This window comes from Variovorax sp. P4_B11 (genome assembly GCF_056402355.1).
This window is the reverse complement of sequence record NZ_JBFUHO010000013.1, coordinates 72795-88212: the sequence shown is the minus strand read 5'-3', so window position 1 is coordinate 88212 and position 15418 is coordinate 72795. Positions and strand designations below refer to the sequence as shown.

The following is a 15418-nucleotide window of genomic DNA, read 5'->3' as shown; positions in this document are numbered from 1 at the left end:
GTTCGACAAACATGGCGTATGGGAGCAGCGGATGGACATGCTGGACTGGGCGAGAGGGCCATTGTTCTATGCGGCATTGGCGATTTTCGTGTTCGGTGTGGCATGGCGACTGTTCGCCCTGGTTCGACTTCCGGCCGCGCCGGAGCCAGCCCCCGCCCGCAAGCCCTTCGGCAAGACCGACGCGTTTCGCGCAGCGCTCATACGAATGTGGCCACGCCAGGGCATGCCGGGCAGCGCAACGCTGGTGACATTCAACCCCTATGTGTTCCACATCGGTCTCGCGCTGATCTTCTTCGGCTATGCACCGCACATCGCCTTCATTCGCTATCTGACCGGCCTGGGATGGCCGGCACTGCCCGACTTCGTCATGTATCTCTCAGCCGCAGCGACCATCGTCTCCCTGTTAATGGCGCTGATGTTCAGGCTGACTGACCCCGTGCTCAAGAAGATCTCCCGAGCCGACGACATGGTGACCTGGGCAGTGACGATGCTGCCGCTGATGACCGGCATGGCGCTGGTGGGCGAGCCTTCCTCAGCCATCCTGGCGCAGCACCATGTTCTGTATCGCGGGCCGCTCGCGATCCATCTGATGAGCCTTGAGCTGCTGCTGATCTGGTTTCCATTCGGCAAGCTGATGCACGCGTTCCTCTTCCTGCCTGCGCGCATGCAACTGGCCACCTTCCTCGGGCGCCGCGGAGTACGGCCATGATCGACATGGCCGTCTTCAAGCAGTTCCAGGAGGCCATCGAGCACCTGGGCGAGATGGCGAGGCCCGAGCCGATGGCCGACGAGGAGCGGGTCATCCGGGCCAAGGCCGTCATGCGACGCAAGACCGACCGCGCATTGGCGCTCGATCTCGAGGCATGCGTGAATTGCGGCTACTGTTCCGAGGCCTGCCATTTCTACCGGAGCACGCAGGATCCGAAGTACACCCCTACGCGCAAGCTGGATCTTCTACGGCGCGTGCACGCCCGGGAGGGCTCGGCGTTCGCAGCCATCCGGCGCTGGTTCACACGTGACATCAGCGCGGATGATCTGCGGGAATGGCAGGAGTTGGTCTACGACTCATGCACCGAGTGTGGCCGCTGCAGCATGGTCTGCCCCATGGGCATCAACGTCGCTCGCGGCGTCAACGTGATGCGCGAAGCGCTGTCGGAGGCGGGCCTGGTGCCGCTGGAACTCATGGCGGTTGCGCAGGAGCAAGCCGGACGCTGCACAGTGTTCGGCGTTGGGCCGGCTGAACTGGCACACGTGGTGGAGGTGCTGCGCGCCAGGGGCATCCGGATACCGCTCGACGAGCCACGGGCCGACGTGATGCTGGTCACGACAGTAATCGACGTGCTGCTGTTCCAGGATGCCTTGGCCGCAACTGCAAAAATCCTGAACCATCTGCATATCGACTGGACATTGCGCAGCGCAGGGTTCGAGGCGGCCAACTTCGGACTGTTGTCCGGAAACGAGGCATTGCAGAGAGCGGCGAGCAAGCGACTTATCGACGAGGCCGTTGCAATCGGCGCCAAGGCAGTGATCCTGCCCGAATGCGGCCATGCGTACCCGGCGCTGCGCTGGGACGGGCGGCTGCCCGATGGGAAAGCGTTGCCATTCGAGGTGTTGGCGGCTGCCGAGTTTGTCGGACGTGAGATCCGCGACGGACGTCTCGCGTTGGTGCCCGGTGATCCCGATCGCAAGTTGACCTATCACGACGCCTGCAAGCTGGCGCGCCATGGCGGCGTTCTCGATGAGCCACGAGCCGCGCTGAATGCGCTGGGCGTGGATTTTCGGGAGACCTCGCCCACTGCGGAGCTGAATTGGTGTTGCGGCGGAGGCGCCGGGGCTTTCCTGATCAACCGCGCAGCGCCTCTTCGACACAAGGCCTGGCAAATCAAGCGCGCGCAGATCGATGCCACGGGCGCCGACACGGTCGTGCTGTCCTGCGCAAGTTGCCGCCTCAATTTCATGGAAGGTGCCGAGGCCGAGCAAGCGCAGATCCACATCGAAAGCCTGGTCGAGACGGTCGCGGCCCAGTTGCCGCGAGAACCTAAGCAAGCCGCCATCGATGTCTAGGGGTCCACAAGAAGAACAATCGTAGGGCAAGCACGTGAAGCCTCCTCGCCCCCTCATTGACGTCGAAGTGATGAGCGGCCCACAACATGCACACCGGCATGCAATGCGGCGTTGATGCTCGCGACCGCCGGCCTGGCGGCGGCCTACGGGCCCCTGGGGTGCGCGTGAACGCGGTCAACCCGGCGCTGACCCTGACCGAGGACACGGTGCTCCGCTTTCTGGCCTTTTACCTTCATCTTCTACGGAGGGAGGAGTTTTGTTCGTACATGGTCGACGAATGCCCGCAGCTTCGGAGATGAGTGCCGCGAGGTAGGCCAGACGGCCCAGAACGTGACCGGGTCGTCGATGAATTCGTCAAGCACCTTGCGCATATCGCCCCGGGCAAGGTCGTCCGCGACGCCGTGACGATCGAGGTATACGCTCGATGCAGCCAGCACTCGGCGTGAGGTGCCGATCTTGCGCGATGCCAGTCTCGAGTCAGCCTGATCGCCGGTGCGGATCACGACATCGAAGCCTTCCTCGATGATGTCGACCATGCGATCGGAGAGATCCAGGTCGACGTCGATCTCGGGGTAAGCATGCATGAAACTGTGAATTGCTGGCATGACGAGCTCCGTGAGCTGCGGCGCACTGATGCGCAGTCGTCCCCTCGGTGTGCCGCTGGCGTTCGACAGCTCGGCTTCCGCGGCAGCGACCTCGTTGAGGATGCGGTGGCAGCGGGTGAGGAACATCTCCGCCCGATTCAGCGCAGCAGTTTGTCGAACGCGAAGGTCATGAAGCGGTCGAACGCCGCGGGGCTCCTATCGACGCGAGCACGCAGGATCGCTCCCTCATAGGCGTCCAGGAGAAAGGCGGCGAGATCGGCTGCGCTCGTGTCGCTCCGGACTTCACCGCGTTGCTGTGCTTCGGCGATTGCAGTCTCGGTTTCGGCGGACCAGCGGGCAAAGAGCGCAGACAAGCGCTCGCGGATTGCCGGGCTCGAATCGGCCAACTCCGCACTGAAGTTGCCCAGCAGGCAACCGTTCGCGAATCCGGCGTCCGAATACATCTTGTTCAGGCCGCAGAAGTGCCGCCGCAGGCGCTCCAGCGGCGGCAGGGATTCGTTCTTGAGGTCTTCGCGATGCCCGGCGCCCTCGGCATAGAGATCGACGATCTCTGCGCCGAGCGCCTCCTTGCTTTCGAAGTGGTTGTAGAACGATCCCTTTGGAACGCCGGCCTCTTCGGTGATGTCCTGAACGCTGCTCGCAGTGAAGCCTCCGCGCAGGAACACGCGGAGGCCCGCCTCGACGATCAAATGACGAACACTGGGTCTGCCCATAGGCTCATTGTGCGACCGGCCATCTTGAATCGAGGTGCATCAAGATCAACCCGCCACGAATTCGTCATTGAATTTCAGGGCGAATGCGCCATTGTCCGGCCCGACCGCCGCGCGCAGCGGCTTGGCAGCATCGACGACGAGTTCGTTCTCGTCGGTGGCAACCAGCGCCATCGTCTCGACGACGAACTGGGCAAGGGGCATGGCGCGAGGCTCGTCGTTGCTGCCGAGCAGGTCGGTTTGCACCCAAGGGGGGGCGATCTCGCGCACTTTGACGGAAGTGCCCTGCAGGCGCCAGCGCAGCGACTGGCTGTACGAGTGCATCGCAGCCTTTGTCGACGAGTAGACCGCCGAAACGGCCAGCGGAACAAACCCCAGAACGGACGACACATTGAAGATCGTCGCGTCAGGTTGCTTCTTGAGGTGTTCAACCAAGGCGGATGTCACGCGAATCGGGCCCAGCAGGTTGGTGGAAACCGTTGTCAGCATCAGCTCTTCATCAATGGCCGCCGATGCATCGTCGATGTGCATGACGCCAGCGTTGTTGATGATGACGTTGAGCTTTGGGTACTCGTGCGTCAATTGAGCCGCCACGGCTGCGATGCTGGCGGGGTCGTTGACGTCCATTTCAACGGACGCCATCCCTGGATTGGCTGCCGTGGTGGCGTCCAAGTGGCTCTTGCGACGGCCGGAGATGATGACCTGGTTGCCTGCCTGATGCAGCGCCTCCGCCAAGCCGCGACCGATGCCGGAACCGCCGCCGGTGATGAAGATGGTGTTTCCTGTGAGTTTCATGATCGCTCCTTGGGTGCGAGGGAATGTAGAAGATGTACGTAGTATATGACCGGTCATCTTAAATTGATTCGCCCACTCCGAGCGTAGGGTTTTCTGGTCGCTCACCGGTCGCCAACCCTCTGCACGGGTGCCGCTCAGAACATGGTGTTCGTGTTGTTGCCGGTCTCGGGCACGGGCTGCAGCACGTCCCAGTGCTCGACGATCTTGCCGTCCGCGTCGAAACGGAAGATGTCGACGCCTGCGGTTTCCTTGCCGCCCCAGTCGAGGTAGCGCACGTGGACGAAGGCAAGGTCGCCATCGATGGCGACTCGCTTGACCTCACACGGAACTTTTCCAACCTGCTTGAGGAAGCCGACGATGAAATCGGTGCCGTTCGGGAATTGAGGGTTGTGCTGGATGTAGGGCCCGGTAACCAGGGGCGGAAGCAGCTCGCCCCGGCCCTCGTTGAAGATCTTGTCGTAGATGGTGGCCACGGCGGCCTGCATTTTTTCGCGTTGCATGATTGCTCCGGTAGTTGAACTTGGCACCCCCTCGCATGCGGGGATGTAGAGGTATTGGATCGATCACAAGGGAGATGAACAATGTGCATAAGTCGCTATTCCATAGCTGTTCGTCGCATTTGGACTATGATGGAGCGATGCAAGCACTCGATGGTTGGCTCAAGGCCGTGCGCGGCGATGGCATCGTGCTGGTGCGCACGCGCATGGCCGGTCCGTGGGGCTTCGCTGTTGCGCCGCGTGACGCGGCGGTCTTTCATTTCGTCGCCGAGGGGCGCGCCATCGTGCGCCAACCCAACGCAGACGCCATCGAGGTCCTGCCCGGCGAACTCATCTTGTTCCCACGCGGCAGCGCGCACGAGGTCGCGCATTCGGCGCGAGGAAAGACACTGCCGCTGGCCGAGTTCATGGCGTTGCGCCATGACGTGGTCGACTCGGCAATCCGAACCAGCACGCTGGTCTGCGGCGAGTTCGGCATCGACCGGCATCTGGCGTTGCCTGCCATGCGTGCCTTGCCCAACGCCGTGCACATGCGCGCAGATGGCGCGTCCGGCAGCTTCGCACTTGGCGCCACGCTTCGCCTGTTGCGCGCCGAGGTCGAGGCACCGAACTTCGGCAATCAGATCGTCGTGCGCAACCTGCTGTCGTTGCTCTTCGTCTACTTCATGCGTGAATGGGCTGAAACTGCCGCGCCCGACGCCGGCGGCTGGTTCTCGGCGGTGCGCTCACCGCACACCGCACGGGCGCTCGCTTGCATCCACGAGTCACCCGAACACAATTGGACTCTGGAGGCGCTCGCCAAGGAAGCCGGTCTTTCGCGCGCGGCCTTCGCCCGCCAGTTCAATGCCGCAGTCGGTGAGCCGCCTCACAACTACCTGACGCGGTGGCGCATGGGAATTGCCGCGCGATTGCTGCAAGAGACGGACTTTCGGTTGTCGGAAATTGCGGCACGTGTCGGCTACAAGTCGGAGTTCTCCTTCAGTCGAACCTTCAAACGCTGGCGCGGTGTGGCACCGGATCGATTCCGGCGAGCCGCTGTCCCTGCGGCGAGTTGATGAGCGGCGGGCATCTCGGAAACGATCCAGAGTGCTCGCTCAACGAGTCTCAGGTACCGTCCGTTGCGGCCGCACCCTTCTGTGGCTCGTCGATCAGCTTCCGGTCCCAACCTCCGCCCAAAGCCTGGAACAGCGTGACGTATGCATTCAACTGTTCCGCCGAGACTTGCGAGAGCAAGAGTTGGACACTGAGCAAGCTGCGTTGGGCGTCGAGTTGGTCGAGGAAAGGCGAATAGCCCGCCTTGTAGCGCTGCGACGAGATCTGGACCGTCCGCTGCAGCGCTTGCCTTTGTGCTTCGAGCGAGCTGAGTTGTTCGCGCAGTCGCTGCGTTGCCGAGAGGGCATCCTCTACTTCCGAGAAAGCACCCAGCGCTGTCTTGCGATAGGCATATGCGGCCTCGTTGCGTCGGGCGGCGGCGACGCTTTGCTGGGCCTGCAGGCGTCCGGCATTGAAGATCGGCGCCAGGATGCTTGCCCCGATCGTGAAGACGTTGATGGGGTGATCGAGCAGCGTGGAGTGCACACGGCCGAGGTCCCCGGACAGTTCCAGGTTCGGCATGAAGGCGGCGCGAGACGCATCCAGCGTGTGATCGGCAGCGACGATGCGTTCTTCCGCGTCGACGATATCGGGCCGGCGTCGCAAAAGCGATGCAGGCAGCGTTTGCGGAATGGGCGGCAGCTTCGGCGCGAGCGCTTGCCCTTCGCGCTCGATATCGCCCGGATTGCGCCCGACGAGAACACAGAGCGCGTCTTCGGCGCGACGGATGGCAAGCTGCGTGGCCGGGATCTGCTGGGCAGTGCTCTGGTACTCGGCCTGCGCCTGCGCGAGATCGAGTTGCGCAGCATAGCCAACGGCCACTCGTCTGCGCACGAGCTCGACCGTCTGCTCTCGCGCGACCAGCGTTTGCTCCAGGATGGCCAGACGTTGATCCAGCGAGCGCAATGTGAACCAATCGCGTGCGGCGGTGGAGGCTACCAGCAGCTTGACGCTCGCCTCCGCCGCCTGAGTCGCGAGCAGATTTGCACGCGCGGCTGCCGTCGCCGACCGAAGACGGCCGAACAAGTCCGCATCGAAGGAGAATGTGAGCAGCGGCTCGGTCGCGGTCTGAACCTGTGGAACGCCGAATGCGGGATTGATGCTGCGATCCCGCTCCAGGACAAACCGGCCGTCAACCTGGGGAAATTGCTGCGCATGCGCGAAGTCTGCCTGCGCCATCAGCGCTTCGACGCGCTGCGCCGCAATGTTGATGTCGTCGTTGTTCGCCAATGCCTCTGCAACGATACGCGTCAATCCCGGATCATCGAACCCCTCCCACCAATTCGCCGACAGCCTCACGCCCGGCTGGCTGGCCGAGCTTCGCCACTCGACAGGTGGCGTCACGCGGGCCTCGGACGGAGCGGGTGGCCGCGGTCCGGCACATCCGGCCAGCACAGTCAGGGCGACGATCGTCAGCCTATTGCGCATTCGCCGTATCCACATTGGCCTCGACGGACATCCCGGGCCGCAGTTCACGCAACTGCGGGTTGGAGGCATCCAGCCGCAATCTGACGCCGATGCGTTGCGGGATCTTGACAAAGTTTCCCGTTCCGTTGTCCGGCTTGACGACCGAGAATTCCGAGCCTGCAGCGGGGGCGACTTCTTCGACCTGACCGTCGAACCGATGCCCGCCCAGCGCATCGACAGTGATCCAGGCCCGCATGCCGGGCCGCATGCCGAAGGTCTGGGCCTCCTTGTAGTTCGCGATGACCCATCGGTCTGCCGGTACCAAGGGCAGCAGCTGCGTTCCATTCGTCACGTATTGACCCAGCCGAACGCTCACCTCGCCCAGCTGACCCTTTTCCGGCGCACGGATGACCGTGTTCTCGAGGTCGATCTCGGCCGCACGCAACTGCGCAGCCGCGGCATCTATCTGCGCGGTGAGACCGTCTCGGCTGACTTCTACAGTTCGAACATCCTGGCGAGCGATCTCGTGAGCCGCGTGCGACTGATCGAGTTGTGCATTCGCCTGGGCGAGTGCCGCGCGCAGCTGATCACGTTCTCGCATCGACACAGAGCCGTCGGAAACGAGTTCGTCCACCCGTCCCAGATCACCGCGCGCTCGAATCAGCTGCGCTTTCGAGTTGGCGATGGCGGCGGACTGCGCTTGAAGCGCTGCGACTCGCGACGCATGCGCTTGCTCGAGGTTCGCCAATGCGGCCTTCTGCGCCGCGAGTGCGGCGCGCGCCTGGTCGACTTTTGCTCGATATTGCCGGTCATCGATGCGCACGAGCACCTGGCCCGCATCCACGAACGCATAGTCGCGCGCCAGGACCGCCGTCACGTAGCCGCTGACCTGCGGTGCAATGATCGTGGTGCGACCACGGAGATAGGCGTTGTCGGTCGCGCGAACGCCACTCTCGAACGGAGGGAGTTCCCAGGCGCGGAGCACAGCCAGCAAGGCCAGCCCGGCCGCTGCGACGATGGCAACGATGACGAGGGGGTGCTTCCCAGGCAACGGCCAATGCTGGCGGGGCCCCGAGGGGGTCGACGAGGCGGAGGGTGCCGGATCAGTCATGAGGGTTCACTTGAACGTAAGCGCCGCAGGGCGCCGAGCAGCACCAGGAGCGCGGCCAACAACGCCGTTCCAAGTGCCAGTTGGCAGACGAACCGAAACACGTCGTTGAAAGCGAGAATGTTTGCTTCCCTGGAAAGCGACGCTGAAAGCAAGGCGCCGCCCTGTTGCGAACGGGCGGCCGGATCTCCGACAACGCCGTTGAGCGACCGCGATGACCGTTGGGTTCGATCGGCAACCTGCTCGTTTCCGACCACGATCTTCTCGGCAAGTTCCTGGTAGTGAGAGCGCGCGGCGATCGTCTGATAGCTGCCCAGGAATGCCGAGCCGATCAGCCCCCCGACGTTCTGCGTCATGCTGAAGACGACCACCAGGGTGACGAGATAGGCGGGCCCCAGGCGTACGACCTTGATGATTCCGTGCGCTAGCGTCGGGCCGATGAACAGACTGGTCCCAAAGCCAATCAGGGCTTGATTGAGATAGAGCTGCTCAGGCCGGGTCAGATTGTTCGCGTGACTGTCCATCCATGCACCAAGCGCAATCGCCAGGGCAGCACCGATGACTTGAAACGGAAGGGCCCGCTCGGACAGCGTCAGCACGCAAGTTGCTATGCCGAGCAGCATGCCGACGATGACCCACAAGAACAACCGACGCAATTGGTCGTTGTCGAGGTTGCCTGCCGTCAGCAAGCCAACAGCCCCGTAGGTCTGCTCTGCGAGCGCAAGCCGCATCAGCAACGCGATGGCCGCGAAGCCAAGGAACTCTCTGGTGCCCATCCAGGCGATGCGGATCAATGGGCGTGTGCGCACCGTCTCTATCAAGATGGCGGTCGCCAGCAAGGGAATCGCAATGGCCAGATCGATGCCGAGCCAAGGCGTATCGGTCCACCAGGCCAGACGACCGCGATTGAGGATCCCGCAGATCAGCAGCATGGCCGGCAGCAGGAAAGCGACGGTCACGAAGTCCAGCGGTTGAAACGTGCGCAGACGGGGGGTTGGCGGGAGTGGCAACAGCAATGTCAGCGCGAGGGCCACCAATGCGGATGCCAGCTCGATGAAATGCTGGCCGCGCCAACCCTGGGCGGACAGGAGATCGACGGGCAACAGACGGGCGAGAGGCGTTCCCAATTGAGTCATGCCCAGGCCCGTCACCAGCGCCACCGCGCGTGCCTTGGGCGGCACTGCCTGCAGCAAATAGTAGATGCCCATCGTCGTCATTCCCGCAGCGACCACGCCGCTCACGAATCGAACAACGACTTCCGAAGACATGCCGGGCCACACGAACCTGAGTGCTGCAGCGATCGCGTACAGGATCAAGAGCACCCGCATGACGTTCTGCATGCTGAACTGGGCGCGGGCCTTCACAAGCATCGTGTTCGCGCACGCGTTTGCCGCGACATAGATGGCCGGCAACCAACTCAGCTGCGCGACGTAGGTTGCCAACTCACCGGACAGATAGGGCACATTGACGGTGATGGTCGCGTTCGCAAACGTCGCGGTTGCACCGATATAGAGGCCGACGGCTGCATAGCCGATACGGCGAAGCGGAGGGTGCGGTGGCGAAAACGGGCCGCCAGGGAAGGTCGGCTGGTCTTCGGGTGCGAAATCGTAGGCGTCCCCGCCAGGTGGATTCGCAGGCGGTCGGATGACTGCCACAAGGCTAGGCGCCATGGCTCAAGATGTCTCCCGGTAGTCGCCTCAAAAGAAAGATCTCCTTGATCAGTTCAAAGACATCGTCGCCCTTGCCGGGGAAGGCTCCCGCTTCCCCATGCAGCATGTGCGGCAAGGGTCGGCCAACGCGCTGATCGCCGATCGCCACGTCTTTGCATGTCTAGTCTGCCCGCGCGGGCGCGGTGGACCTATCCCCCGTACGGGGCACCAGACACCTCGGCGCGGGTGCGTCACCCAATCGGGGGATGCCGCGTCGCGGCTTCAATGGAGAGACTGCGCCTATTTCGTATGTTGTCGAATTCCGGTCCCGCAGTCTCGATGGTGGCCCATATGAGCCTTGCACTGGTGCTTGGCTGGTTCGTGGGCTATGAACGGTATTTCAGCGGCCGTGCGGCAGGGACCCAGGTCTACTGTCTGGTCTGCACGACTTCCTGTGCCGTCACGCTGTTGGCCGGATATCCTTCGCTTTGGTACTGGGGGAGCTCACACGAAGCTGCTGGAGGAGATCCGACGCGCGTGATCGGCAGCATTCTGACGGGCATCGGTTTCCTGGGCGCGGGCATCATCGTCCAGAGCGGTCTCAACGTGCGTGGACTGACAACGGCCGCGTCGATCTGGGGCACCTCGGCGATCGGGATTCTGGTTGGCGTCGGGTTCTATCTCCCGGCGCTCGGACTCGCGCTTCTGTTCGTGCTGTGCATGGCCGTGATCCCGAGACTCGAACACAGGCTCCCGGCGCATGGCGCCATTGCAGCGACGCTGAGGTTCCGTGAAGGATACGAACTCCGTACCGAAGAAATACATCACTTCCTGGCCGAGCGGGGTCTCAGCATTCCACCGGACAGCATCAAGATCGCCTACGGCAAGACTGGATTCGAGTTGCAGTGCTTGATCATTGCGGATTCGGTGGCGCGTGCCAACGCCCTTGGAAGGATTGCACTCGAGTTGCCGAAGATTTCGGAGATCGAGAGTTTTTCCGTCACGCATTCGAGTCGCGCCTGACCGGGAATGGCGCTAGCCGGCAGTCGCCCAAGGAGCTAGAAACCGGGGCCGCACGCACTGTGCGCAAGATACCGCGGCGCGACCTGCGCACGCACTAGATGATGCCCAGGCTCAGTGAGCGTGATACGGCCTCGACGCGAGTTTGAGCCGCGAGCTTTTGAAGAATGTGCTTGGCATGCGACTTGACTGTCTCCGGAGCGATGCCGAGCTGTTTCGCGATGCGCTTGTTTGACAAGCCATGACTCATCAGCGAGACGATGTGACGTTCGCGTGGCGAAAGCGATTCACCCGACCTGTGCCTGTTTCGTGCACCCTTGGTGGTTTCGGCGCGCCCGGGAAATCCGGTCAACAGGGCGCGCACATAGGGTCGCAGTTCGGCGAGGATGCCGCCGTCAGCCGCACTTCGATCGTACATCGAGGCGAGAAGCTGACGGACCGGCTCGCCGCCATCCAAGAATGTCCGATACAAGCCGCCTGCTGCGCCGAGTTCGATGGCGCGCGTGAGTTCGATCGAAGCCTCATCGAGTTCACCGAGACCGTGCAGGACGCACGCGAGCAACAGCGTCAATTCCACGGCAAGGTAGCGCTCGCGGCGAAGCATGCTTGCCGACACCAGCGAGCGCAGGGTTGCCGCAGCATGCGTTGAGGGCCCTTTGGCGAGGGCCAGGTATGCATCCGCGATGGCCGATTGGCGAGAGAGAAGCTGGGCGTTCGCCGCAATCGTTGAATTGGCTGCCGCCTCGGCCAGTCGCCTCGCGCAAAAGTCGGCTTCCTTGAGTTGCCCATCGGCGACGAGAAGGCGCACGCGCTCGGCGAGACTGGCGGCGACGAGGCGTGACCATCCGCGTTCCTCGGCGAGAATTTCGGCTTCGCGAAGCATGAGCACGGCAAAAGGTGTTTGCTGCCGCGCCGCGGCGACCCTGGCCCCGACGATGTAGGCAATGAGTGCGCCTTCGATTCCTCCCTGCGATCCGCTCAGCATGAGTCGATCGCGGATCAGCTGGTCGGCGGCGTTGAAGTCGTTCTGTTCGTACAAGATTCGAGCGTTGAGCGCGGCAGCGAGACGCGATCCCGAGAAGCCGGGTCCGAAAGCTCTTGCAGACAAGTCAAGCGCCTCGACAGCAAGCCGTTGGGCGCTGACCAGGCGCAACTGCTCGAATTCGAAAGCAGCCTCCATCGAGAAATGATGAATGGTCGATAGCGCTTCCCGACGCTTGGTGACTTTCTGGTGCGGCGGGCGCGCCATTTCGCAGAACGCATCGATACGTCGTGCCTTCCAATGGCCGTGACGCAGCAAAATTGACGCTGCCGGATGGTCCACTCCGGATTGATGCCTCGCTAGCGCTTGTTCGACCAGGTCCTGCGCAGACTCCGCGTCATCGTTCAGTGCCGCCAGAGTGGCATGCAACAAGTCGATTTCGAGCGCGAGTGAAGGAGGGGCCTCAACGACGGCCGCGCGGAGCAGCTTTTCGATGGCGCTGAGCGCAGACAGCCCGTCGTCGACCCTCGTGTCCGCAAGCGCCGACCACGCTCGACAGACCAGTGCGCTCACTGGTCTGCTGCTGGCAGGGTTGAAGGTCATTGACGCATCCTCTTTTCAGACAAGCGCCGGCCTTCCGGCCGCCGGTGCGAACTCATGCATTGCGCACCTCCCAACTCAGATACCCTTCCTCGGCCTGCGAGGCGAGCAGCTGGCGGGCACCGAAGGCCTGGACTGGCGACACGAAGCCCGTGGCCAGCAGTTGCCCTCGGAGCACGCGACGTGCCGCTTCCGCACCGAACACGCCGGTCTGCGCGTAGGGCGAATTGCCCCGGATGACGACTTCGATCGCGGCCGTGTTGCCGCGGCCGTGGCAGGCCAGCACGCAGCGATTGAGTTGCGGGTCCTCGCGGGACGGCTCGGAGGTGGTGATGCCCGCGCCCCACGCATTGGTGGTCGCCTCTCGCTCGGCCTGAGGCAGTTGACGGCATTCGGCCTCGAACTTCTGCAGCAGCTCGAACACGCCGGCAAAGAGCCGCTGGTTTCTGAAGGAGACCAGCACACTGCAGTTGCGCACGCGGGCATCGTCCTGGTACCACAGCGGCTCGCCGCCGCCGCTCCAGGGCAGCGCATTGAAGACCTTGACCTCGCCGGGCACGGTGACGGTGTAGTTGGTCGCGTAGGGCCACATGACCAACTGCCTGTTCTGCAGGTAGTGCTGCGGGTTCGTGCACATGCGCAGGAAGGAGGCGGTCGAGGCCTCGCTCACCGGCGAGTCACCGAGGTAGGCGATATCCAGCGTGTCGATGCCCGGCGTCTCCAGCGCGATCTCGGCGGCGATGTTTCCCTCGGCCCACATGTAGGAGTTGGCCGGGCACAGCGCAAGCCCCTTTTCCTTGAACCGGGGGCCAAACTCGTGCTTGAGCATCTGCACCCAGTCCATCTCGCCGGTGGTGTCGAAGTAGTGGCAGCCTGCATCCAGGCAGGCCTGGACCACCGGCAAGCCCAGCTGCATGAAGGGGCCGACGATGTTGATCACGACCTTCTTGCCTGCGAACAGGGCGGCCAGGGCCTTGCGCTCGTGGGCCACTTCGACGCACTGGTAGTCGGCACCCTTGAGCTCGGGGACCTTGTCCAGCTCCATCTTCAGCCGCTCCGCATTGCGCCCGGCCGCGATGAAGGGGATGCCGCGCTCGGCGAGCTTCCAGACGGTCAGCTTGCCGGTGTAGCCGCTGGCGCCGTAGACGACGACCTGATAGTTGGTGTTGCTCATGATGAAGTCTCCTTGGGGGTTGTCGAAGGGAAGAGGGGTGAAGGCGCTAGCCGCGCTGCTCGGTGAAGACGCTGGCCGGCTGCGTCTCGAAGCGCTCGATCAGGAAGCGCTCCTGGGGCTTCTCGGAAGCCGTCTTGGGAATCTGGTCGAGGACCTGGATGTAGCGCGGGACGAAGTTGGCCTCGAGCCGCTGGCGGCAGGTCCGGAACAGCGCCTGCGCGTCGAAGCTGGCGCGGTCCTTCGGCACCACCGCGGCAACGGGGTCCTTCTCGCCCGGCACGCCGGAGCTTGCAGGCACGCCGTAGACATAGACGTCGTCGACCTCGGGACATTCGGCGATCGCCTTTTCCACGAAGGCGGAGTTGATGAAATCGCCGTTGCATCGGATGCCGCCGCCCTTGCGGTACTGGAAGAAGAGCCAGCCCTCGGCGTCTTCGGTCACCACGTCGCCCATGCGCAACCAGCCGTCCGCGGTCTTCTTCGCCGAGGCCTCCGGGTTGTTCCAGTACTCGACCTGGAAGGGCGCGCCGTCGGCATGGCGGAACAGCAGCTCGCCCGGCTGGCCTGGCGCCACATCCTTGTCGTTGTCGTCGACGATGCGGTGCCGCAGCGAGGGGATGGTCTTGCCGATGCTGCCCTCGGGCCCGACGCCGATCGGCTTGACGGTGAGTCCGCCTTCGGCCGCGCCGTAGAACTCGAGGATCTGCAGGTCGAAGCGCCGCTCGAAATCCGGCCAGATCGCCTGCGGCATGCCGGCCGAGACGACGAAGCGCACCGGGTTGTCGCGGTCGTCCGGCTTCGGCGCCTCTGCATAGACTGCGGTGGTCATGCCGCCCAGCAGGCTGAAGCTGGTGCAGCCGTAGCGGCGGGTGATGTCCCACAGCCTCGACTTGGTGAAGCGGCGCGACATCACGCATCGCAGGCCGGCCGCGAGCGATGCGCCGAGCGTGACCAGCTGGGCATTGGCGTGCGTCAGCGACAGGCCCGAATAGGGACGATCGTCGGCGCGATAGCCGAACAGGCGCGAGGCCACCAGGGCGGTGTCGCAATAGCGCTTGTGGGTCATCACGATGCCCTTGGGGTCGCCGGTGGTGCCCGAGGTGTAGATCAGCTGCATCGGCGATTCGGGGTCGATCGCCGCGGCCGCGAAGCCTTCGGTCGACATGGCCAGCAGCCGGGCGTACGGCACGATGCCGTGCGCCTTCAGCTGCTCGGGCGTGGCTCGGCCCTCGTCGGTGGCCAGGCCCACCACCCATCTCAGCTGCGGCAGCCGGTCACGGACTGCGGCCAGACCCGGCAGCGCGTAGTCGGCGGCGATGACGCCCACGCAGTTCGCTGTCTCGAGCATGTAGGCCAGCCGGTCGCCCTTGGTGCGCGGATCGACGGGCACGAACACGGCGCCGGTGGCCCCCGCGGCGACCATGGCCTCGACGAACTCGGCATGGTTGGCCATCACCAGGCCGAAGCGTTCGCCCTGCCGCAGGCCCAGCTCGCGCAGTCCGGCGCCGAGTCGGCATCCGCGGTCCCACAGCTGCCCATAGGTGCGGACCTCGTCGGGGCGCTGGCCGCCGCCTTCGAAGGTGAGAACGTCCAGGTCGGGGTTCGAAGGGGCACGGTTGGCGATCAGCCCGGCGAACGTCAGTCCAGAGTCGGTCGTGCTCATTGGGTAAGCTCCGTGCTTCGCACTGCGGTGCGAGCTTGCTTGGAGCGGTTCG

14 protein-coding genes are annotated in these 15418 nt (G+C 63.8%); 4 read left to right on the top strand and 10 right to left on the bottom strand.

All coding sequences use genetic code 11. The annotated features are described in order from the left end of the window. Positions 1–31 precede the first annotated feature (31 nt). Positions 32–709 carry a hypothetical protein gene (locus AC1DYD_RS14485; protein WP_478173439.1) on the top strand — a complete coding sequence of 226 codons (678 nt, stop codon included), beginning with the start codon at positions 32–34 and terminating at the stop codon, positions 707–709. Beyond that, positions 706–2064: a (Fe-S)-binding protein gene (locus tag AC1DYD_RS14480; protein WP_478173438.1), complete on the top strand. Its 1359-nt coding sequence runs from the start codon at positions 706–708 to the stop codon at positions 2062–2064. The genes AC1DYD_RS14485 and AC1DYD_RS14480 overlap by 4 nt, the downstream gene beginning before the upstream one ends. 239 nt (positions 2065–2303) lie before the next feature. On the opposite strand, the gene AC1DYD_RS14475 is transcribed toward AC1DYD_RS14480, so the two are convergent. From AC1DYD_RS14475 to AC1DYD_RS14460, 4 genes are all read right to left on the bottom strand, one after another. Next, positions 2304–2795: a LysR substrate-binding domain-containing protein gene (locus AC1DYD_RS14475; protein WP_478173437.1), complete on the bottom strand. Its 492-nt coding sequence runs from the start codon at positions 2793–2795 to the stop codon at positions 2304–2306. 11 nt (positions 2796–2806) lie between these two features. Beyond that, positions 2807–3382 (bottom strand): TetR/AcrR family transcriptional regulator, encoded by a 576-nt coding sequence (locus AC1DYD_RS14470; protein WP_478173436.1) that lies wholly within the window; start codon positions 3380–3382, stop codon positions 2807–2809. 45 nt (positions 3383–3427) lie between these two features. After that, on the bottom strand, positions 3428–4174 hold the full coding sequence (locus tag AC1DYD_RS14465; RefSeq protein WP_478173435.1) for an SDR family oxidoreductase: 747 nt from the start codon (positions 4172–4174) through the stop codon (positions 3428–3430). A 134-nt stretch (positions 4175–4308) separates the two neighbouring features. Further along, positions 4309–4674, bottom strand: coding sequence for a nuclear transport factor 2 family protein (locus AC1DYD_RS14460; protein ID WP_478173434.1), 366 nt, complete (start codon positions 4672–4674; stop codon positions 4309–4311). Positions 4675–4688: 14 nt separating this feature from the next. On the opposite strand from AC1DYD_RS14460, the gene AC1DYD_RS14455 reads away from it, so the two are divergent. Then, positions 4689–5726, top strand: coding sequence for an AraC family transcriptional regulator (locus tag AC1DYD_RS14455; protein ID WP_478173433.1), 1038 nt, complete (start codon positions 4689–4691; stop codon positions 5724–5726). Between the two features lie 49 nt (positions 5727–5775). On the opposite strand, the gene AC1DYD_RS14450 is transcribed toward AC1DYD_RS14455, so the two are convergent. Genes AC1DYD_RS14450 through AC1DYD_RS14440 form a run of 3 tightly spaced genes read right to left on the bottom strand, consistent with a single transcriptional unit; the run spans position 5776 to position 9933 of the window. Continuing rightward, complete coding sequence (locus AC1DYD_RS14450; protein WP_478173432.1) at positions 5776–7191, bottom strand: efflux transporter outer membrane subunit; 1416 nt, start codon at positions 7189–7191, stop codon at positions 5776–5778. Further along, complete coding sequence (locus AC1DYD_RS14445) at positions 7181–8281, bottom strand: HlyD family secretion protein (RefSeq protein WP_478173431.1); 1101 nt, start codon at positions 8279–8281, stop codon at positions 7181–7183. Before AC1DYD_RS14445 ends, AC1DYD_RS14450 begins: the two co-directional genes overlap by 11 nt. Further along, on the bottom strand, positions 8278–9933 hold the full coding sequence (locus AC1DYD_RS14440) for an MFS transporter (protein ID WP_478173430.1): 1656 nt from the start codon (positions 9931–9933) through the stop codon (positions 8278–8280). Before AC1DYD_RS14440 ends, AC1DYD_RS14445 begins: the two co-directional genes overlap by 4 nt. 345 nt (positions 9934–10278) lie before the next feature. Here AC1DYD_RS14440 and AC1DYD_RS14435 point away from each other — a divergent pair, with 345 nt between their 5' ends. Beyond that, a complete protein-coding gene (locus AC1DYD_RS14435) occupies positions 10279–10950 on the top strand; it encodes an MgtC/SapB family protein (RefSeq protein WP_478173429.1) in 672 nt (223 codons plus the stop codon). 94 nt (positions 10951–11044) lie between these two features. On the opposite strand, the gene AC1DYD_RS14430 is transcribed toward AC1DYD_RS14435, so the two are convergent. From AC1DYD_RS14430 to AC1DYD_RS14420, 3 genes are read right to left on the bottom strand one after another with little or no spacing between them, the layout of a single operon-like run. Beyond that, the gene (locus AC1DYD_RS14430) at positions 11045–12532 is read right to left on the bottom strand and encodes a LuxR C-terminal-related transcriptional regulator (protein WP_478173428.1); all 1488 of its coding nucleotides are present in this window, start codon (positions 12530–12532) and stop codon (positions 11045–11047) included. Between the two features lie 52 nt (positions 12533–12584). Further along, positions 12585–13703 (bottom strand): saccharopine dehydrogenase family protein, encoded by a 1119-nt coding sequence (locus AC1DYD_RS14425; RefSeq protein WP_478173427.1) that lies wholly within the window; start codon positions 13701–13703, stop codon positions 12585–12587. A 46-nt stretch (positions 13704–13749) separates the two neighbouring features. Then, a complete protein-coding gene (locus AC1DYD_RS14420; RefSeq protein ID WP_478173426.1) occupies positions 13750–15366 on the bottom strand; it encodes an AMP-binding protein in 1617 nt (538 codons plus the stop codon). Between the last annotated feature and the right edge of the window lie 52 nt (positions 15367–15418).

Excerpts from the sequence above, each read along its gene's own strand:
- AC1DYD_RS14485 (WP_478173439.1), top strand. The coding sequence starts at position 32 with ATGGACATGCTGGACTGGGCGAGAGGGCCATTGTTCTATGCGGCATTG.
- AC1DYD_RS14480 (WP_478173438.1), top strand. The coding sequence starts at position 706 with ATGATCGACATGGCCGTCTTCAAGCAGTTCCAGGAGGCCATCGAGCAC.
- AC1DYD_RS14475 (WP_478173437.1), bottom strand. The coding sequence starts at position 2,795 with ATGTTCCTCACCCGCTGCCACCGCATCCTCAACGAGGTCGCTGCCGCG.
- AC1DYD_RS14470 (WP_478173436.1), bottom strand. The coding sequence starts at position 3,382 with ATGGGCAGACCCAGTGTTCGTCATTTGATCGTCGAGGCGGGCCTCCGC.
- AC1DYD_RS14465 (WP_478173435.1), bottom strand. The coding sequence starts at position 4,174 with ATGAAACTCACAGGAAACACCATCTTCATCACCGGCGGCGGTTCCGGC.
- AC1DYD_RS14460 (WP_478173434.1), bottom strand. The coding sequence starts at position 4,674 with ATGCAACGCGAAAAAATGCAGGCCGCCGTGGCCACCATCTACGACAAG.
- AC1DYD_RS14450 (WP_478173432.1), bottom strand. The coding sequence starts at position 7,191 with ATGCGCAATAGGCTGACGATCGTCGCCCTGACTGTGCTGGCCGGATGT.
- AC1DYD_RS14445 (WP_478173431.1), bottom strand. The coding sequence starts at position 8,281 with ATGACTGATCCGGCACCCTCCGCCTCGTCGACCCCCTCGGGGCCCCGC.
- AC1DYD_RS14435 (WP_478173429.1), top strand. The coding sequence starts at position 10,279 with ATGAGCCTTGCACTGGTGCTTGGCTGGTTCGTGGGCTATGAACGGTAT.
- AC1DYD_RS14430 (WP_478173428.1), bottom strand. The coding sequence starts at position 12,532 with ATGACCTTCAACCCTGCCAGCAGCAGACCAGTGAGCGCACTGGTCTGT.
- AC1DYD_RS14425 (WP_478173427.1), bottom strand. The coding sequence starts at position 13,703 with ATGAGCAACACCAACTATCAGGTCGTCGTCTACGGCGCCAGCGGCTAC.
- AC1DYD_RS14420 (WP_478173426.1), bottom strand. The coding sequence starts at position 15,366 with ATGAGCACGACCGACTCTGGACTGACGTTCGCCGGGCTGATCGCCAAC.